16 protein-coding genes are annotated in these 18316 nt (G+C 62.1%); 5 read left to right on the forward strand and 11 right to left on the reverse strand.

Going from position 1 to position 18316, the window contains the following annotated elements; translation table 11 throughout:
- Nucleotides 1-27 precede the first annotated feature (27 nt).
- Both FCU66_RS35010 and FCU66_RS35015 read right to left on the reverse strand, forming a co-directional pair.
- The gene (locus FCU66_RS35010) at nucleotides 28-2028 is read right to left on the reverse strand and encodes a hypothetical protein (protein ID WP_136622459.1); all 2001 of its coding nucleotides are present in this window, start codon (nucleotides 2026-2028) and stop codon (nucleotides 28-30) included.
- Nucleotides 2025-3569: an NAD(P)H-hydrate dehydratase gene (locus tag FCU66_RS35015; protein WP_136622458.1), complete on the reverse strand. Its 1545-nt coding sequence runs from the start codon at nucleotides 3567-3569 to the stop codon at nucleotides 2025-2027. Before FCU66_RS35015 ends, FCU66_RS35010 begins: the two co-directional genes overlap by 4 nt.
- Before the next feature lie 359 nt (nucleotides 3570-3928).
- Between FCU66_RS35015 and FCU66_RS35020 the strand changes: the two genes are divergently transcribed.
- Nucleotides 3929-4267, forward strand: a complete 339-nt coding sequence (locus FCU66_RS35020; protein ID WP_006205430.1) for a P-II family nitrogen regulator — start codon at nucleotides 3929-3931, stop codon at nucleotides 4265-4267.
- Between the two features lie 65 nt (nucleotides 4268-4332).
- Complete coding sequence (gene glnA / locus FCU66_RS35025; protein WP_056588641.1) at nucleotides 4333-5742, forward strand: type I glutamate--ammonia ligase; 1410 nt, start codon at nucleotides 4333-4335, stop codon at nucleotides 5740-5742.
- A 722-nt stretch (nucleotides 5743-6464) separates the two neighbouring features.
- On the opposite strand, the gene FCU66_RS35030 is transcribed toward glnA, so the two are convergent.
- Entirely contained in the window at nucleotides 6465-7883 is a 1419-nt protein-coding gene (locus FCU66_RS35030) for an APC family permease (protein ID WP_136622457.1), read from the reverse strand.
- Nucleotides 7884-8030: 147 nt separating this feature from the next.
- Between FCU66_RS35030 and FCU66_RS35035 the strand changes: the two genes are divergently transcribed.
- Both FCU66_RS35035 and FCU66_RS35040 read left to right on the forward strand, forming a co-directional pair.
- Nucleotides 8031-8633, forward strand: a complete 603-nt coding sequence (locus tag FCU66_RS35035; RefSeq protein ID WP_136622456.1) for a TetR/AcrR family transcriptional regulator — start codon at nucleotides 8031-8033, stop codon at nucleotides 8631-8633.
- A gap of 33 nt (nucleotides 8634-8666) precedes the next feature.
- The gene (locus FCU66_RS35040; protein WP_206077185.1) at nucleotides 8667-9833 is read left to right on the forward strand and encodes a DmpA family aminopeptidase; all 1167 of its coding nucleotides are present in this window, start codon (nucleotides 8667-8669) and stop codon (nucleotides 9831-9833) included.
- A gap of 188 nt (nucleotides 9834-10021) precedes the next feature.
- Here the strand turns inward: FCU66_RS35040 and FCU66_RS35045 are convergent, their stop codons facing one another.
- A complete protein-coding gene (locus FCU66_RS35045) occupies nucleotides 10022-11062 on the reverse strand; it encodes a glutamine synthetase beta-grasp domain-containing protein (RefSeq protein WP_127260164.1) in 1041 nt (346 codons plus the stop codon).
- A gap of 317 nt (nucleotides 11063-11379) precedes the next feature.
- Between FCU66_RS35045 and FCU66_RS35050 the strand changes: the two genes are divergently transcribed.
- Nucleotides 11380-11577 carry a DUF2735 domain-containing protein gene (locus tag FCU66_RS35050; RefSeq protein ID WP_136622455.1) on the forward strand — a complete coding sequence of 66 codons (198 nt, stop codon included), beginning with the start codon at nucleotides 11380-11382 and terminating at the stop codon, nucleotides 11575-11577.
- Between the two features lie 97 nt (nucleotides 11578-11674).
- Here the strand turns inward: FCU66_RS35050 and FCU66_RS35055 are convergent, their stop codons facing one another.
- The 7 genes from FCU66_RS35055 to FCU66_RS35085 form a co-directional block, all read right to left on the reverse strand.
- The gene (locus FCU66_RS35055; RefSeq protein ID WP_136622454.1) at nucleotides 11675-13564 is read right to left on the reverse strand and encodes an MFS transporter; all 1890 of its coding nucleotides are present in this window, start codon (nucleotides 13562-13564) and stop codon (nucleotides 11675-11677) included.
- Between the two features lie 196 nt (nucleotides 13565-13760).
- The gene (locus FCU66_RS35060) at nucleotides 13761-14552 is read right to left on the reverse strand and encodes an ATP12 family chaperone protein (RefSeq protein WP_136622453.1); all 792 of its coding nucleotides are present in this window, start codon (nucleotides 14550-14552) and stop codon (nucleotides 13761-13763) included.
- A gap of 11 nt (nucleotides 14553-14563) precedes the next feature.
- Nucleotides 14564-15481, reverse strand: a complete 918-nt coding sequence (locus tag FCU66_RS35065) for a DMT family transporter (protein WP_136622452.1) — start codon at nucleotides 15479-15481, stop codon at nucleotides 14564-14566.
- 2 nt (nucleotides 15482-15483) lie between these two features.
- Nucleotides 15484-16464, reverse strand: a complete 981-nt coding sequence (locus FCU66_RS35070) for an RluA family pseudouridine synthase (RefSeq protein WP_136622451.1) — start codon at nucleotides 16462-16464, stop codon at nucleotides 15484-15486.
- A gap of 60 nt (nucleotides 16465-16524) precedes the next feature.
- The gene (gene crcB, locus FCU66_RS35075; RefSeq protein ID WP_136622450.1) at nucleotides 16525-16899 is read right to left on the reverse strand and encodes a fluoride efflux transporter CrcB; all 375 of its coding nucleotides are present in this window, start codon (nucleotides 16897-16899) and stop codon (nucleotides 16525-16527) included.
- Between the two features lie 66 nt (nucleotides 16900-16965).
- Nucleotides 16966-17793 (reverse strand): aspartyl/asparaginyl beta-hydroxylase domain-containing protein, encoded by an 828-nt coding sequence (locus FCU66_RS35080; protein WP_136622449.1) that lies wholly within the window; start codon nucleotides 17791-17793, stop codon nucleotides 16966-16968.
- A 162-nt stretch (nucleotides 17794-17955) separates the two neighbouring features.
- A partial coding sequence (locus FCU66_RS35085) for a DUF930 domain-containing protein (RefSeq protein ID WP_136625478.1) occupies nucleotides 17956-18316 on the reverse strand: 361 nt, incomplete at its 5' end.

Raw genomic sequence — 18316 nt, forward strand, 5'->3', positions numbered from 1 at the left:
GATCGCCGTCACCCGCAACCGACAAGTCTACTGCTCCTCCGCCGCACCAAACCCTGCCCCCATCGTGGCGCGGGTAGCACTGGCCCACGGCGTCGCGTGATTGTCGATGCGCATCTGGAAGATGAAATAGGTCGGCGAGCAGAAGCCGATGCCTTTTACCTTGCCGATGCCCGGCGTGTCCGGTGGCAGCGACTGGCACATATAGTCCTCGCGGCAGAAATGATCGGCCGAACAGGCCGGCCGGTTGCCGCGATTGACGGCGCCGCCAAGGCACTGGTCGAAATTGTTGGTGGCCACGCAGATGTCGAATTTCTTGCCGCCGACCAGTCCGCAGATCTCGTTCGGCATCGGCTTGCCGGCCTTGAAGGCTGCGAAGGCACGGTCCTTGTCGTCACAGCCGCGATAGGCGATGCCGCCAGGCACGCCGATCTTCGGTGGACGGCAGGTGTAAGCGGTGCGCGAGACATCCGGTGCGAAGGCCGCGAACTGGCCCGATATGCTGTAGCGGTCATTGAAAGGCTGCGCCGCATTGCTGGCGATCAAGCCGGTCAGGCAGGGATGCCCGGAAAACATCTTTTCGCTGTCCTTGGGGAGCAGGCATTGCGCGAGTTTCGTCCGCACGCCTGAAGCGGTGGCCAACGGCATGCAAACGGTGCCACTGCCGCACTGCCAGGTCGCACCGAAGCGGGCGGCATCCTCCGGCATCAGGCACGGCATCGCCATCTCGGCCGGCGCGTAATCGACCGCAGTATCCGTCCAGGCCGCCGGCGGCGCAAAGGAGAGCGGCCGGAAGCGGTTCGGCTGCTTGCCTTCGGTCGTGGCGCGAAGCCAGGCCTGGCGGCGCGGAATTTCGGCATGAAGATGCGGTGAAATGCCGACCTCGATGCGGTTCAACGGCGACGTCGTCTCGTCGTCGAGGCCGATGAAATGGAAGCCGGCGGTGGAGCCGGCCTGATGGCACCCCTGGCAGGCGCCATTGTCCAGCCGCTCGACCAGCGCTTCCGGCGTGCGCACCAGTTTCAGCGTGGAATAATCGAGCGATGCGAATTCCGCGGGTTGGAATTGTTGCGTAAACGGATGATTGGCCTGCCGCGCACTGCCGAAGGTCGACCATGAGATGATCTTCCTGGCCAGGAACTCGTCGGGGATTTCATAGACACCTTCGTCAACCGCCGGCAGGTTGGCGCCGACATAGGCGGCGAGCCGTGCCTTCAGCGCCGCGTCCTGCGAGAGCCGTGCGGTGTCAGGCGTGTTTTCCAGCGACTTCTCGCTGATATCAGCACCATCGATGCCGAATATCCGCATGAGATAGGCAGCCTGCCCGCCAAACTCGGTTTCCTGACCGGAGGGAAAGCGCACCACCTGTGCGTTGAGCTCCAGCTGCTTGAAGGTCAACCCGGCCTTCTCCAGCGGTCCACCGGTCAGCCAGCCGGCATCGACGCTCTCATCAAGCTGTGGCGTCCAGCGCCCGGCAGTGCCGACGCAGCCGCCATCGGCATCGGGTGCGGCGCTGTAGACGGCATTGAAATTGAACGGCAGGCGCGACGCCAGCAGCTTGCTGTTCTTCCGAAAGCTGTAGGCAAGGCGGTAGATGAAGCGCACCTCGCCGCAGCTCTTGTCGCCCTGCAGCACTGCGAAGTCGCGACGGTCGAGCCGGTTGACGACGCCGACCAGCCGAAAGCGTGCGGCATCGGTCTTCAGCCAGCGCATGTCCATGATGCGGCCGACATTGCCATCGGTGACCTCGTAGAGCGGCCGCCCGCCGGCCTTCATGTCGGCCCGCAGTGCTGCAACATCAGAGGCAACTGTTTCGACGATGGCGTGATAGGCCGGCGCCTCGTCGTAGAGCGTCTTCAGACCGTCCTCGCCGTCGACCCCGAAAACGTCGGCGAAGCCGAAACCCTTGGCATCGAGTGCGGCGAGCACGGCCGGATTGTCGACGACGGTCACAGGGTCTTCGGCGCGTGCCGTCGACGCCACGAAGCCGCCAAAGAGAGTGGCGAGCAACAGAGTCAGGGCGCGGCTCATTGAGCAGCCTTGCGCGCGTCGAAGAGTTCGCGCAACACCGGCACCAGCGCCAGCGGCAGATCCTCGGCGATCAGACCGGGTCCGAACCGGCTGCCGGCTTCGGCATGCAGCCAAACCGCCGCACAGGTCCCCTCGAAGGGCGGCATGCCCTGTGCGAGCAGACCGGCGATGATGCCCGACAGCACATCGCCTGACCCGGCTGTGGCCAGCCACGGCGCGCCGTTGGAATTGATCGCCGCCTTGCCATCGGGAGCAGCGATCACAGTGTCGGCACCCTTGTAGACGATGACCGCATTGGACCGCACGGCGGCGGCACGCGCCTTGGCCAGTTTCGACAGGGTCTCGTCGCCTGCGATATCAGGGAACAGTCGGCCGAATTCACCCTCATGCGGCGTTATCACCAGCGCTGGAGCATTCAGCCGCCGGGCGGCTTCGAACAGCGCTGAGGGCTGATGGGCCAGAGAGGTGATGGCGTCGGCATCCAGCACGATCGCACTGGCGTGGCTCGCGGTCGCTTCGTCGCGTCCACCATCCGCCAAAGCCTTGATCAGCTGCAGGGCGAAATCGCCGACCTTGGGTTTTGGCCCGAGCCCCGGTCCGAACACCAGCGCCTCGGGATGGCGCGCCGCCAGGAATTCCTGCACATCCTCGAGCGAACCCGCCTCGCGCAGCATGATCGAGGTCAGGTGCGTCGCGTTCACCTGCATGGCATTGGGCGGCGACAGCACGGTGACCGCCCCTGCCCCGCTTCTGGCGGCAGCCATGGCGGACAGCCGAGCCGCGCCCGTAGCGCTGGGGCCGCCGGAAAAGACGCCGACATGGCCACGCTTGTATTTGTGCGCGTCCACCGCCGGCACGGGAAATTCCTGGAACCACAGGTCCGGCACATTCTCGAAGGTCGACACGGCGAGCTGGGCGATGATGCCGTCGCCGATGCCGATATCGGCGAGCACGATTTCACCGCATTGCCCGCGTCCCGGCAGCAAAAGGTGGCCAGGCTTTTTTCGCGCAAAGGTGACGGTGACCTCAGCGCGAAACGCCTTGCCCAATATGTCGCCGCTGGTTCCCGAGACGCCCGACGGCAGGTCGACCGCGACCACAGGCAGGCGCAGGGCTGTTGCGGTATCGACGGCCTTCACGGCATCGCCGGACATCGGCTTGGACAGCCCTGCCCCGTAGAGCGCGTCGACCACGATCGAGCCGGCCTCGGCATTAAATCCAGACAGCGGCCGGGGCTTGATCGGGCACTCCGCGGCGGCGAGCGCCGCATCGCTTTCCGGCCTCGGCGCTCCGGATGCCCAGATCGTTGTGCTAACGCCGCTGGCGGCCAGGATGCGGGCGACGACATAGCCATCACCGCCATTGTTGCCGGGGCCGCACAGCACATGGACGTGCGCCGCTGAGGGATAACGCTTGAGAATCTCAGCCGCGACCGCTTCACCCGCTCGCCGCATCAGGCCGATACCGTCGGTTGGACCGGCGGCGATCGTCAGCCGATCGGCCTCGCTCATTTCGGCGGAGGTAAGAAGTTCGCTGCTCATGGATTGCCGATCCGCATGCGATCAAGCATTGTCCAATTTTCGATCCGAAGCAAACAAAGGGGAGTTGCCGAGATTTGCGGCCATATCGTCGGCATGAGGGCATTGCAGGCACGAAATTGCCTGAGGGATAGGCGATATGCCTAATTTTTGTGCGGGCGCAGATGCTGGCGCTGTGTAGGCTCCAGCAGCCCATGCCGCTTCCGGTGCAGTGAATGACGCGAATTTGCATCCCGGCAGGGCGCGGCTTTGAAATCGTATGAGACCGCTTCGAATCCGTCCGATTGGCACAGTTCGTGCTTGATGGAGGCGCAAGCGGGGGGTCACAACCCGTTTTTTTGGCAGTGGAGGCCACTTTTTACATGAAAAAGATCGAAGCGATCATCAAGCCATTCAAGCTGGACGAAGTGAAGGAAGCGCTTCAGGAGGCCGGACTGCAGGGCATCACTGTCACCGAAGCAAAAGGCTTCGGTCGTCAGAAGGGCCATACAGAACTCTACCGCGGCGCCGAATATGTCGTCGATTTCCTGCCCAAGGTGAAGATCGAGGTCGTGCTTGGCGACGACGCGGTCGAAGGTGCGATCGAGGCCATCCGCAAGGCGGCCCAGACCGGCCGTATCGGCGACGGCAAGATCTTCGTTTCCAATATCGAGGAAGTCGTGCGAATCCGCACCGGCGAAACGGGCATGGACGCGGTCTGACCTGACCCGGCCATCCTCCTGAAAACGTCATCATCAAAAAACGTCATCAAACAGGGATACATGACATGACGACAGCCAAAGACATCATGAAGCAGATCAAGGACAACGACGTGAAATTCGTCGACCTGCGCTTCACAGACCCGAAGGGCAAGCTGCAGCACGTGACGATGGATGTCATCGAGGTCGAGGAAGACATGTTCGCCGATGGCGTGATGTTCGACGGCTCGTCGATTGCCGGCTGGAAGGCCATCAACGAGTCCGACATGGTGTTGATGCCCGATCCGGAAACGGTCCACATGGACCCGTTCTTCGCGCAGTCGACCATGGTCATCCTGTGCGACATCCTCGATCCGGTTTCGGGTGAATCCTACAACCGCGATCCGCGCGGTACGGCCAAGAAGGCCGAGGCCTACATGAAGGCGGAAGGCATCGGCGACACCATCTTTGTCGGCCCGGAAGCCGAATTCTTCGTCTTCGACGACGTGAAGTACAAGGCTGATCCCTACAACACCGGCTTCAAGCTCGACTCGACCGAACTGCCGTCGAACGACGACACCGACTATGAGACCGGCAATCTCGGCCACCGTCCGCGCGTCAAGGGCGGCTATTTCCCGGTACCGCCGATCGACAGCGCGCAGGACATGCGCTCCGAAATGCTGACCGTGCTCGCCGAAATGGGCGTGCGCGTCGAAAAACACCACCACGAGGTGGCGGCTGCCCAGCACGAGCTCGGCATCAAGTTCGACGCGCTGGTGCGCAACGCCGACAAGATGCTGATCTACAAATATGTCGTCCACCAGGTCGCCAATGCCTACGGCAAGACGGCGACCTTCATGCCAAAGCCGATCTTCGGCGACAACGGCTCGGGCATGCACGTCCACATGTCGATCTGGAAGAACGGCAAGCCGACCTTCGCCGGCAATGAATATGCCGGCCTGTCGGAAAGCTGCCTGTTCTACATCGGCGGCATCATCAAGCACGCCAAGGCGATCAACGCCTTCACCAACCCGCTCACCAACTCCTACAAGCGTCTGGTGCCGGGTTACGAAGCGCCGGTGCTGCTCGCCTATTCGGCGCGCAACCGCTCGGCCTCCTGCCGCATCCCGTTCGGCTCGTCGCCGAAGGCCAAGCGCGTCGAAATCCGCTTCCCCGATCCGGGCGCGAACCCCTATCTCGGCTTCGCAGCGCTGCTGATGGCTGGTCTCGACGGCATCAAGAACAAGATCCATCCCGGCCAGCCGATGGACAAGGATCTTTACGATCTGCCGCCGAAAGAACTGAAGAAGATCCCGACCGTCTGCGGTTCGCTGCGTGAAGCGCTGCAGAGCCTCGACAAGGATCGCGGCTTCCTGAAGGCCGGCGGCGTCTTCGATGACGACCAGATCGACAGCTACATCGAGCTGAAGATGGCCGAGGTGATGCGCTTCGAAATGACCCCGCATCCGGTCGAATACGACATGTACTACTCCGTCTAAGATTCAATATTATATTCAAGCCCTTGAAAGATTTCCCTCTTTCAAGGGCTTTGCTGCTCTCAGATGGTCGTGCCTACCGATCGGCGCACGAGAGCGGGCCGACTCGACATAAGCAGCGTATTTGCGTTGAGTTTTCGACGATCGCATATGCCTGGGTTCATGAGCGCGGGGTCCATTGGCACGCACGACACGTCGATCCGGTGACGTCAGTCTCAAGCTCAGCAAAGTCCGATGGATGGAAAGCGGATCATTGTTCGATCGCGAACATGAAGCCAGGAGCGAGCGGAGCACTGTCTCAGGCTACAGTGACCGCTCGTCCGGCGCCCCCCGCCAATGCCGCCGTTCAAGAAAACCCCGCCCGTCCGAACAGCATTGCGTGACGTAACCCCAAGACCTGCGAATACGCATGCTGCGATGCGATCTGTCAACGCCACCAACCGGGCTGTGGATAGCAGATTTCGCTGCTTGAACAGATGCTTATGGAAGGGTCTTTGCCACAGATTAAGTGCTGGAAAAGGCGGTTTTCCGGGCTTTCTGACAAGCCATCGCTGGAAACGGACACGGCGACGGACCGGACTCCGGTGGGATTCTCGACTACCGGAATTGCCTGACTTTTTCTGGGTGCTTTTGGCCGGAGATGCGATCTGCCGGGTAGCGGCAAAAAAGAACCCCGGCCTGGGCCGGGGTTCTTGCAAAGAGCAGACCGTCGGAGGGACGTGGATCTACCCTGCAAGCTCGTCGGGACCGTGCAGGTTCCAGTCCGTTCGCCTGGCCAGGACCAGCAGGTAATAGATCGCCGCCACGACCATGATCAGCCCCGTCGCGATCAGGCTCGGACGGCCGAAGGCGACGTCCAGGTAGTTCTGGTAAGCGACATAGATCAGCGCCACGAAAGCGAGGATGGCCGGCACCGGGAAGAGCGGCATGCGATAGTGCCCGCCGTCGGTGGTGCCGCTGCGGCGACCGACAAACGCCGCCACGCACAGCAAGGCATAGATGACCACCAGTGACGTGCCGCTGACGACCAGCAGCAGGTTGATGTCGATGAAGCAGGCAACGGCCGCCAGCACCGCCACGACGATGGTGGCGATCCAGGGCGAGGCGTAGCTGCCATGAACCGAGGCGACAGCGGCGTTGATCGGGCCGAACCAGGTCTTGTCGCGACCGGAGCTGAACAGCAGCCGGGCCGCCTGCAGGATGATGGCGATCACCGCGTTGAAGATGGCAACGGCGATGGCAAGGCTGATCAGAACCGTCAACGCATGGCCGCCGCGCGCCTCGAGGAAATACTCGATCTTCTGCGGCGCGGCGAGCAAGGCAACCAGATCCGGCGCGCCAAGCAGCACCGCGGTCAGCGGGATCAGTTCGGCCGCGACGGTGATGACCAGCGCCCACACCACGACCTTGCCGATGTTGCGCTTGGCGTCATGCGTCTCCTCGCCGAAATAGGCGGCGGCGCCGTAGCCATTATAGGCAAACAGGGCAACCGCGGTTGCCGCCAGCACGATGCCGGCCGACGCCGGCACCAGCGTGCTGGTGGTGGCATCGAGCAGCTGCGGTGCGGTGAACAGGCTGGAGAGCGGCCGTTCGACATGAGCGAAGCCGAGGCCGGTCAGGATCAGCAGCGCCAGCATTTCGATGCCGAGGAAGATGCCGGTGACGAAGGCGTTGAGCTTGATGCGCATTGCCGCGACCGTACCGGCAAGTGCGATCGTCACCACACCCACCCATTGAGGACTGAGGTTGGGAATGAGGACACCGAGATAGGTGCCGACGCCGAGCGCGATGACGGCGACGATCAGCACGATCGAGACGAACACCAGCACCAGCGTGACGAAGCCCCAGAAGCGGCCGAGCGTGCGGCCGATCATCGTGTATTCGCCGCCGGCCATCGGATAGGCCGACGACAGTTCGGCATAGACGAACGCCATAAACAGCCCGATGACGGCGGCAATGACGAAACTGAGAAATGAGCCGGTGCCGGCCAGCGCAATGACGCCCGGCACGATGATGAACACCGATGATGCCGGCGTCACCGCCGACAGAACGATCATGAGCGTGCCCAGCGCGTTGAGCGCCCGGTCGAGCCCTTTGGCGGCCGGCGCGGCCTGGGCCGCTGTAGTTGCTTCGTTTGTAGACATTGTCCTCCCATTTTTTTAATAAGATAAAAATTATCCTCCGCAGCGGAACCTATCGACACGATCGGAAATCGTCAACGAATATGGTGTATGCGTGCTTGCAAAATTTCACACGCCGGTTTTAAACTGAATTGAATTCAGGAAACATAGATGGGCAGACCCAAAACGCAGACCGACCGCCGCCTGACATTGGTCGCAGCCGCGGAATCGATGATCGCCAGGCGCGGACTGGCCGACGTCACCTTGCGTGACGTCGCCAACGAGGCAGGGATGAGCTCGAGCGCCCTGCTCTATTACTATCCCGGCTTGAAGGACCTGCTGGACGATGTGCAGCGCAAGGCGGTCGAGCGGTTCTGCACGCTACGCGCCGCATCGGTCGCCGCGATCGCCGATCCCCGCGCGCGACTGAAGGCGATGATCGAGAGCGGGCTGCCGGTCGACAAGGACGACCAGCTCTGCCGGCTGCTGCTCGAGCTTGGCGCCTATTCGCGTTCGGACGCAAGTTATGCTGCCCGCCACATAACGCTGTTCGAGCGCCAGGTGGCAATCTATGTCGGCATCCTTGAAGCCGGCGCCGCGACCGGTATCTTCAAGCTGCAGACGGGCAGCGACACCATCGCGCGCAGCCTGGTGGTGCTTGAGGACGGGCTCGGTCTCCACCTCACCAACATCGTTCCGGCGGTCGATCATCAGGCTGCCCTGACAATCCTCACCCATTATGCCGAGCTCGCGACGAGTTGCCGTCTCGGCTGAACCCCGGCGCCACCACAGGGATGCATCACCACAATGAACCAAAGAGCCGTTCTCAACATGACGCCCGCCGGCAAGCAGCGCGCCCGGGCGCTTGGCATTCCCCTGCAAGGCAAGCCCGGACACGCCAACGCCATCACCGATGTCGATGGCGTTCTCGTCGGCTATTCGACTGTTGTTAAGGGCGACGGCAAGCTCAGCCTCGGCCACGGACCGGTGCGCACCGGTGTGACCGCGATCCTGCCGTTCGGCCGCGACGGCGTCGGTCTCGCCTGTGCAGCCGGCTATCATTCCTTCAACGGCAATGGCGAGATGACCGGCGCATCCTGGATCGAGGAGGCCGGCAGCCTCAGCCTGCCGATCCTGATCACCAACACCCATGCCGTCGGCACCTGCCATCGCGGCGTCATCGACTGGGACGCGCGCAACAAGCCTGCCATGACCAGCCAGTGGCTGCTGCCGGTGGTGGCGGAAACCTGGGACGGCTACCTTAACGACATCAACGGCTCGCATGTCACCGTCGACCACGCCATGGCAGCGATCGACAGCGCTGCCTCCGGCAGCATCGAGGAAGGCTCGGTCGGCGGCGGCACAGGCATGAACTGCTACGCCTTCAAGGGCGGCTCAGGCACCGCCTCGCGGGTGATCGGCTACGGCCATCGCGACTACACGGTCGGCGTGTTCCTGCAGGCCAATTTCGGTTCGCGCCACGAACTCAGCATCGCCGGTGTGCCGCTTGGGCAGGAACTGGCGACCGACAATCCGATGGAAGCCTATTTCAGCGGCCAGCCGACAGGCGCCGGCTCCTGCATCGGCATCGTCGCCACCGACGCACCGTTGCTGCCCGGCCAATGCAAGGCGCTGGCGCGGCGTGTGCCGCTCGGCCTGGCGCGGACCGGCACCACCGGCTCGCATTTCTCCGGCGACATTTTTCTCGCCTTCTCGACAGGCAATCCCGACGCGCTCAACGGCCGCTTCCCGAAAGGCCCGCCCACCGAAGAGAGCTACGGCCATATGGACTTCATTCCCTGGGGGCGCATGGACGCTTTCTACGCCGCTGTCGTGCAGGCGGCCGAGGAGGCCGTGCTCAACGCCCTGGTCGCCAACCACGAGATGATCGGCCGCGACGGCAACCGCACGCCTGCCCTGCCGCATGACAGGGTTGTGGCTGCGCTGAAGGCGCGGGGTGCGGTCCCCGGCTAGAGCAGTTCACCGTTTCACGGAAACGGCGAACCGCTCTAACTCTTTGTTTTGACGCAATCCCGGACGGAAAACCGTTTCACACTTTTCCTGGAATTGCTTTAGACGGACACCGCGCCATTTTCATCGGCTCATAAGCAGAAAGCCCCAGCGCGAACGCCGGGGCTTTCTTGTCATCTATACCGAAATGCTTACGCCGCAGCCGAAACCTGGGCGCTTGCCGGCACCGAAGCGATCGTCTTCAGGATCTGCGACGCGATCTGGTAGGGGTCGCCCTGCGAGTTCGGCCGGCGGTCTTCCAGATAGCCCTTGTAGTCGCTCTTGATGAAGGAGTGCGGCACGCGGATCGAGGCGCCGCGGTCGGCGATGCCATAGCTGAACCGGTTCCATGGTGCGGTCTCGTGCTTGCCGGTCAAGCGCTTGTCGTTGTCCGGGCCGTAGACGGCGATGTGGTCCATCAGGTTCTTGTCGAAAGCCGCCATCAGCGCTTCGAAATAGGCCTTGCCGCCGACTTCGCGCATATAGGCGGTCGAGAAGTTGGCGTGCATGCCCGAACCGTTCCAGTCGGTGTCGCCGAGCGGCTTGCAGTGGTATTCGATGTCGATGCCGTATTTCTCGGTCAGGCGCTGCATCAGGTAGCGGGCCATCCACATCTGGTCGGCGGCCTTCTTGGAGCCCTTGCCGAAAATCTGGAATTCCCACTGGCCCTTGGCCACTTCGGCGTTGATGCCTTCGTGGTTGATGCCGGCGGCGAGACAGAGGTCGAGATGCTCCTCGACGATCTGGCGCGCGACTGAGCCGACATTGGAATAGCCGACGCCGGTGTAGTACGGGCCCTGGGGTGCGGGATAGCCGCTCTCGGGGAAGCCGAGCGGGCGGCCGTCCTTGTAGAAGAAGTACTCCTGCTCGAAACCGAACCAGGCGCCCTCGTCATCGAGGATGGTGGCGCGCTTGTTGGAGGCATGCGGCGTGACGCCATCAGGCATCATGACTTCGCACATGACCAGCACGCCGTTGGTGCGGGCGGGATCCGGATAGACCGCAACCGGCTTCAGCACGCAGTCGGAGCTGTGCCCTTCGGCCTGCTGGGTCGAGGAACCATCGAAGCCCCACAGCGGCAGCTGCTCGAGATCAGGGAATTCGGCGAATTCCTTGATCTGCGTCTTGCCGCGAAGGTTGGGGACCGGGGTGTATCCATCGAGCCAAATGTACTCGAGCTTGTATTTCGTCATTCTAGCCTCTCGTTGCTTGATCACCGAACACTGAACGGCGTCGACTTGCGTCTGCCTTCAGCAGCCGGCCCTGCCGGATCCTTAAAATGCAATTCGTGTGCCATTCTTCGCCTGGAGGGTGCGGCAAAATTGACGCGGCATTCCATTGAAGTTGGCAAGCCGCCTAAGCAATGCGCCCGGATCAGTCACAGCCGCAATACGCACAAATAGTAGGCAAATACTGATCTTTTCGTAGGCATATTGCCTATCTTGATTGCAGACCCTATCTTCGAAACAAGTTGAATCGACAAGGTTCGGCAGAAGAAAGGAACCCGACAATGGAAATCATTTCCACGCGACCGTCGGCTAAAATTCTGGTGTTCCCGGCGGCAGCGCGCGCCTCTGCCTCAAATTTGAGCGGCAAGGCTAGGTTTGCGGCAGAGCTTGCCTCACTGCGGGGTGTACAGACGGATTTCGGCGATGGCTGGTATCACGAGGCGGCGATCGAGGAAGAGGCCCAGGGCCACAAGAGCTGACAACAAAGGGCAACCGGCACTCGTCAACGAATTGGCCTGAAAAGAAAAAGCCCGGCGCGATTGCTCGCGCCGGGCTTTTTCATGGGTGTTGCGCCGGTTATTCCTTGGCGTGCAGGTCGGTGCCAAGCGTGTCCTTGACGAAGATCATGCCGATGACCAGCGTTATCGCCGCGATCACCACCGGATACCAAAGGCCGTAGTAGATGTCGCCCTTGTAGGCACTGAGCGCAAACACGGTGGCCGGCAGCAGGCCACCGAACCAGCCATTGCCGATGTGATAGGGCAGCGACATGCCGGTGTAGCGAATGCGGGTTGGGAACATCTCGACCAGGATCGCCGCGATCGGCCCGTAGACCATGGTCACGAACAGGATCAGGATGAACAGTATGCCGATCGTCATTGGCCAGTTCACGGCCGCCGGATCGGCGAACATGGCGAACGCGCCGCCGCCCGGAATATTGTAGACGGTGACTTCAGGTGCGCCAGCTGCCTCGTCGGTGGTCAGCAGCTTGTCCTTGACCGCCTGGTCGATCGGCACCGTCGCCTTCTCACCGGCGCGGATGGCGGCGGCGTCCAGCTTGAGTTCCGGGTTGGCGGCGACAAACGCGTCGAGCTTCTGGTCCGCAACCTTGATTGCCGCGCGCTTCAGCGGATAGCCGCCGTCCCGCAACGACATGTTGACCGCTTTCACGAAGGCTGCGTCCTTGGCCTTGGCCTGATCGCCAGCGGCGACGGCATCATAAGAGTCCACCGACTCGTTGCCGATCTTGACCGATGCGGGTGTTCCGGCCGCGGCCGTCGACACCACATCATAGGGAACCGAGTTCTTGGTCAGGAATGAAGTCGCGATATCGCAGGATGTCGTGAACTTCGCCGTGCCGACTGGATTGAACTGGAACTTGCAGTCGCCAGGCGCGGCCGTCACCGTCGCCCGCGTGTTCTGCTGGGCCGTGGCAAGCGCCGGATTGGCAGCCCAGGTCAGTGCCTTGAACAGCGGGAAGGTGCAGACAATCGCCAAGGCAAGGCCCGCCATAATAATCGGCTTGCGGCCGATCTTGTCGGAGAGCCAGCCGAAGACGACGAAGAAGATCGAGCCGATCGCCAATGCGATGGCGATCATGATGTTGACCGACTGCGCGTCGACCTTGAGCACGTTGGTCAGGAAGAACAGCGCGTAGAACTGGCCGTTGTACCACACCACGGCCTGGCCGGCGGTGAGACCGAGCAGCGCCAGCAGTGCAATCTTGGCATTCTTCCATTGGCCGAAGGCTTCCGTCAGCGGCGCCTTGGAGCCCTTGCCCTCATCCTTCATGCGCTGGAAGGTCGGCGATTCGGAAAGCGAAAGCCGGATCCAGATCGAGATGCCCAGCAGCAGGAAGGACACGATGAACGGAATACGCCAGCCCCAGGCAGCATAGTTTTCCTTGCTCAATGAAGCCTGGACGATCAGGATCACAATCAGCGACAGGAACAGGCCGAGCGTCGCCGTGGTCTGGATCCACGAGGTGTAGTAGCCGCGCCGGTTGTCCGGCGCATGCTCGGCGACGTAAGTGGCCGCGCCGCCATATTCACCGCCCAGTGCCAAGCCCTGCAGCATGCGCAGGATGATCAGGATCACGGGAGCGGCGATGCCCAAGGTCGCATAACCAGGCAGCAAGCCGACCAGGAAGGTCGACAGGCCCATGATCGTCATGGTGACAAGGAAGGTATATTTACGACCTACAAGGTCGCCGATGCGGCCGAACAGCAATGCGCCGAACGGGCGCACCAGGAAGCCGGCGGCGAAAGCCAGCAGCGCGAAGATGTTGCGCGTCGCTTCCGGAATGGCTGGACTGAAAAAGGTCGATCCAATGAACACTGCCAGCGAGCCGTAGAGATAGAAATCATACCATTCGAAAACGGTGCCGAGCGAGGAGGCGAAGATGACCTTCTTCTCCTCTCGCGTCATGCCGCGGCTTGCTCCGCCGGCGGTTGATGCCATTGCCATTGAGTTGTCCTCCCGTGAGACCCTTGTCCTCGATGCTGCGCGACATTTGTCCGTGTTCTCCTCCGAACGCGGGACTCAAGCACAGCCATCCCGGAAAAAATGACAGAAAGCGCCCGCCAAAGGCAGCGCGTCTTTGGGATTATGACTTTGGTATTAGGTGCGCTGCGGGATGAAGCGGAGCGAGCGGCGAAACCCGTCAGCCCTTGAGCGCTTCGAGCAGGCCGATAGCGGCCATCATGTCGCGCTTGCGAGCCGCGCGGCGCGCGACCGCTTCGGCGTCCTGCCCCCATTGCTCGATCTGCCAGTCCTCGTCGACATGGCCGGCAGCCCAGGCAGCCTCAGCGTCGAGTTCGCCGAAATCGACAGCCAGTGCCAGTAGCGCCGAGCCGGTCAGCGAGGTCATCACATGGATGGCGGCGAGCCGAAGCGGGTCGGCGCGCTGGGCAAGATGGCTGCCCAGCACGGCGATGCTTTCGCGTGGCTGCTCGACATGGATGATCCCCTCGGCGAGATTGAAGCGAGCTCCAAGCGTCGCCCTCGCCCAGTCGATCACCGGGTCCCAATGCTGGTTCTGCCGCTCCACCAGCCCCTGCGGCGCGTCGGCGCGGTAGCAGAGCAGATCGGATGAGGCGAAGCGCAGAATGTCTTCCAGCACCGCCTGCGGGTCGCTGGCGACGCCATCGATGGCAGTGTTCACCAGCCGCATCACCGGCATGGCCACCGGATCAATGGTCTCGCCCTGTGCGGCGAATTCGTCGGCGACGAGCGCTGCCGCCGCCTCGGTCGGCAGTGCCAGCAGTGCCTTGCCCGGTGTGCGCACCGGCTTGCCGTCGAGATGCACGGCAAAGCCACCGTCCACCGGCGCGACCGAGACGGTCTTGTAGAAGCGTTTCGGCAGATGCGTCTTCATCTGGATCTGGGCGCGACGCACCGGATCGGGATCGGAAAGATATTTGCCCGCTTCAAGGTCGTTGAGGATATCACGCATAAAAGTCTCTCTCACACCGGCGTCAGCTTGCGCACCGGCCGGTTGACGATGATCAGGCCGGCGGCAATCAGGCCAAGTGCCAGAAAAATGCGCATGGTCAGTGGCTCATTCAAGAACATGGCGCCGCACAAAACGCCGAAAACCGGCGACAGGAAGGTGAAACTGGACAGGCCAGACGCCGGATAGCGCCGCAGCAGCCAGAACCACAGCACATAGGTGAAGGCGACGATGTAGACCGCCTGGAAAAGCAGAGCCAAAGTCGGCAACACGGTGGGGTCGCGAACGGGCGGACCGGCGAGAGGCAGCACCAATATGCCGACGATTGCAGCACCGGCGAGCTGATAGAGCAGAAGCTTTTCAGCACTCGCCTCCACCAGCTTCGAGCGCTTGATGAGGATGTTGGTCAAGGCCCAGAAAAATCCGGAGCCAAGACTCAGGAGATCGCCGAACAGCATGTCTCCGCTACCGCCAAGCTTGTCGGAAAAAACCGCGGCAAGGCCGGCAAACGCCAGCAGCAGGCCAAGGAACTTGCGCAGGGTGATCTGCTCGCCGAGCAGGAAATGGCCGCCGAGCAGCATCCAGAACGGCATTGTGTTGACCAGCAGCGTGTTGCGGGCAACGGTGGTGTGCTCCAGACCGACATAAAGGCAAAGGAACTCGATGCCGAAAAGCGCGCCCACCGCGATGCCGGCGAGCAATGTTCCATCACGGGTGAAAAGCGCTATGCCGCGCCACCGGCACCAGGCGAAGACGCAAAGACCGCCGATGATCGAGCGCGCGATCGACAGGAAGACGGGGTCGTAGCCGGCGTAGGAGATCTTGGCGGCGACGTAGTTCAGCCCCCAGGAAAATGTCAGGCCGACCATGATGGCAGCGGCGGCCAAGTCGACCGTGTCGCGCCGGTCGAGCGTGTCGGCGGCGCCGCTCACAATCAATCCTCCGCGCTGGCGTCGTCGAAGCCGATCAGGTTCCAGCTCTGCCGCATATGCGGCGGCATCGGCGCGGTGACATCGATGACGCCCTTGTCTGGATGCGGAATGATGATGCGGCGCGCATGCAGGTGCAGGCGGTTTTGAATGCCGCCGGGAAAATCCCAGTTGGTGTCGGCCTCGAAATATTTCGGATCGCCGAGGATCGGGCAGCCGATGTAAGCGGCATGGACGCGAAGCTGGTGCGTGCGGCCCGTATAGGGCTCCATTTCCAGCCAGGTCATCGTCTGCGCCGCCTGCTCGATAATGCGGTAGTAGGTTACGGCGTGGTCGGCGCCCTTTTCGCCATGCGCGGCGACACGGACGCGGTCACCGTCCGGCGTCGGCTCCTTGATCAGCCAGGTCGAGATCTTGTCCTCGCGCTTGGGCGGCACGCCCTTGACCAGCGCCCAATAGGTCTTCTTGGTCTCGCGGGCGCGAAACGCTTCAGCGAGTTTCATGGCGGCAAGGCGGGTGCGGGCGACGACCAGCACGCCCGAGGTATCGCGGTCGAGCCGGTGCACCAGCCGCGGCTTCTCGCCCTTCTGGTTGCGCCAGGCCTCCAGCATGTCGTCGACATTGCGGGTGACACCCGAGCCGCCCTGCACGGCAAGGCCCGCCGGCTTGTTGAAGACGAAAACCTTGGGATCCTCGTGGATCAGCATTTTCGCCAGGACGTCGGCATCGCCCTGGTTGCGGATCGAGTGACCGGTCAGCGCGCTCTCGCCCTTCTTGTCCACCTCGAGCGGTGGAACGCGGACCATCTGGCCGGGCTCGACGCGGGTGTCGGCCTTGACCCGGCCGCCGTCGACGCGGATCTGGCCGGAGCGCAGCAGCTTTTGCAGGTGGCCGAAACCAAGGCCCGGGAAATGGGTCTTGAACCAGCGATCGAGCCGCATGCCCGCCTCGCCGGCCTCCACCGTGATCTGTTCAACGCCTGCCATATTCTTTTCGCTTATCCGTTTCCCGAGCAGGCTCGGCCTGCTCTCGGCGCGGCAATAGCATTATGAAACGGTTCTTGCGAGCCAAAGTCCCAGAAACAGGGCGATAATGGCGCCAATGACGCTGGCGAGGGCATATCCGAACGCCGACAGCGTGGCTCCCCGCTCCCACAGCGTCGCGAAATCGAGCGAGAATGCGGAAAAAGTGGTGAAGCCGCCGAGGATGCCGGTGGCGACGAACAGCCTGAGCTCGTTCGATCCGCCGCGGCGCGCCAGGATGGCGATGAACAGGCCCATGGCGAACGAACCGACGATGTTGATGGCCATCGTACCCCAGGGATAGTTGGGGCCGACAAGGCGCAGCGCGCCCATGCTGGTGAGATGACGAATGCCGGCGCCGATGCCGCCGCCGACCACAACGAGAAGCAGATTGAACATCGTCGCTTGCCATACCTATTCTAAAATGCAGCCTGCAGCGCCGGCTGCATTAGAGGACTTGCCTGCTCAGGTCGTCCCGGCCTTCTTCTTGGTCGAACCAATCATCTTCCAGTTCTTGTAGAACATGGAATTGATGCGCTCGACGCTGACCGAGACGATGGCGAGCATGGCCGCGATGAGGCGGGGAACCGGGGACGGACGGATGATGTCCATGAACACGCAGTAGCGGCGCCCGTCATACTCGTTGACCGAGCGATGCAGCAGCGTGTCGTCGAAGATGAACAGCGGATTGTCGTACCAATAGTTCTTGACGTTGCCGCACTCGACGAAAATCTCCGATTTCACCGGGATCAGATTGTAGAGAATGCGCAGGCTGAGCCGCAGCGGGCCGAAGTGCCAGGAGGTCGATTCGCGCTTGCTGAACACGGAAACGGCGATGGTCTTGATGTATTTGAAATCCTTGTTGAACTCGGCGACGTTGTCGATCCTGTGCTTGCCGTACCACTGATAGACATACATGCCGCGCCGGCCGGCGCCGAAATTGGCGTCGATGTCGGCAATGATCTCGTCCTTGCGCGCCTTGAAGATGTCCAGGACCTCGTTGACCTCGCGCTGATAGTCGGCGGGAAACTGCTCCAGCTTCCAGACGCCAGGATTTCTGTAGCACAGCAGATCGACCAGCAGATTGAACGGCGAAAGCAGCCAGGTGAACAGGCCATTGCCGAGGAAATAACCGCTGAACAGTGACAAATCCTTCCTGTCGTTGCGCAGCACGTCGATCAGGCCACAGATGATGAAGATCGTCGTCAGGATGGGAATGAAATAGAAGCCAAGGGCAAGAAGCGGGATGGCAATGGCGAATTTGCGAAGGGATTTGCGAAGGGTTTTTGTCATTTTTCCACGCGCGAAGCGCGATCCTGTTGCGAATGAGGTGTGCCAAAATCACGGCAACGACCACCGCCCGGTCGTGCGCCTTGATAAGGTTTTTTGGGTCACCACACAACGGCCGTGGAATTGCGGCCGGCTGGCTGCCTGATGAAGCCTGCCGGTATCAGGTCAATGCACCGCCGGCAGGCCAAGCTCGTCCCATTTTTCCTTGGGAACCAGATCGCCAACCAGGAATTCGAAGCCGACGACGCTTTCGCCGTCGCCAGCCAGTTGGCATCTGAACTTCAGACCATACCAGTTTCTGCGACTGCGGAAAGCCGCACCATTCGCGGCGATCGTGGTTCCAGTGATTTTTTCCTGCGCCGTTGCATAGGGTACGACCCGCTCCGGCTGATAATCCGTGCGCCATCGCCGGATCTGATCCATGGCTTCGAGATTGCACAACTGCACCATGCGCTCATCGGACGCGAAAGTGGCGAGATCGGCGCGCGCCTGCCGGCTGCGCGGATCGGCCAGCGTCTTGGCCGAC

This window comes from Mesorhizobium norvegicum, assembly GCF_004919685.1.
GTDB lineage: Bacteria > Pseudomonadota > Alphaproteobacteria > Rhizobiales > Rhizobiaceae > Mesorhizobium > Mesorhizobium norvegicum.

What these genes read in the sequence shown, in the direction of transcription:
- FCU66_RS35010 (WP_136622459.1), bottom strand. Translation starts at nt 2,028, where the DNA reads ATGAGCCGCGCCCTGACTCTGTTGCTCGCCACTCTCTTTGGCGGCTTC.
- FCU66_RS35015 (WP_136622458.1), bottom strand. Translation starts at nt 3,569, where the DNA reads ATGAGCAGCGAACTTCTTACCTCCGCCGAAATGAGCGAGGCCGATCGG.
- FCU66_RS35020 (WP_006205430.1), top strand. Translation starts at nt 3,929, where the DNA reads ATGAAAAAGATCGAAGCGATCATCAAGCCATTCAAGCTGGACGAAGTG.
- glnA (WP_056588641.1), top strand. Translation starts at nt 4,333, where the DNA reads ATGACGACAGCCAAAGACATCATGAAGCAGATCAAGGACAACGACGTG.
- FCU66_RS35030 (WP_136622457.1), bottom strand. Translation starts at nt 7,883, where the DNA reads ATGTCTACAAACGAAGCAACTACAGCGGCCCAGGCCGCGCCGGCCGCC.
- FCU66_RS35035 (WP_136622456.1), top strand. Translation starts at nt 8,031, where the DNA reads ATGGGCAGACCCAAAACGCAGACCGACCGCCGCCTGACATTGGTCGCA.
- FCU66_RS35040 (WP_206077185.1), top strand. Translation starts at nt 8,667, where the DNA reads ATGAACCAAAGAGCCGTTCTCAACATGACGCCCGCCGGCAAGCAGCGC.
- FCU66_RS35045 (WP_127260164.1), bottom strand. Translation starts at nt 11,062, where the DNA reads ATGACGAAATACAAGCTCGAGTACATTTGGCTCGATGGATACACCCCG.
- FCU66_RS35050 (WP_136622455.1), top strand. Translation starts at nt 11,380, where the DNA reads ATGGAAATCATTTCCACGCGACCGTCGGCTAAAATTCTGGTGTTCCCG.
- FCU66_RS35055 (WP_136622454.1), bottom strand. Translation starts at nt 13,564, where the DNA reads ATGGCAATGGCATCAACCGCCGGCGGAGCAAGCCGCGGCATGACGCGA.
- FCU66_RS35060 (WP_136622453.1), bottom strand. Translation starts at nt 14,552, where the DNA reads ATGCGTGATATCCTCAACGACCTTGAAGCGGGCAAATATCTTTCCGAT.
- FCU66_RS35070 (WP_136622451.1), bottom strand. Translation starts at nt 16,464, where the DNA reads ATGGCAGGCGTTGAACAGATCACGGTGGAGGCCGGCGAGGCGGGCATG.
- crcB (WP_136622450.1), bottom strand. Translation starts at nt 16,899, where the DNA reads ATGTTCAATCTGCTTCTCGTTGTGGTCGGCGGCGGCATCGGCGCCGGC.
- FCU66_RS35080 (WP_136622449.1), bottom strand. Translation starts at nt 17,793, where the DNA reads ATGACAAAAACCCTTCGCAAATCCCTTCGCAAATTCGCCATTGCCATC.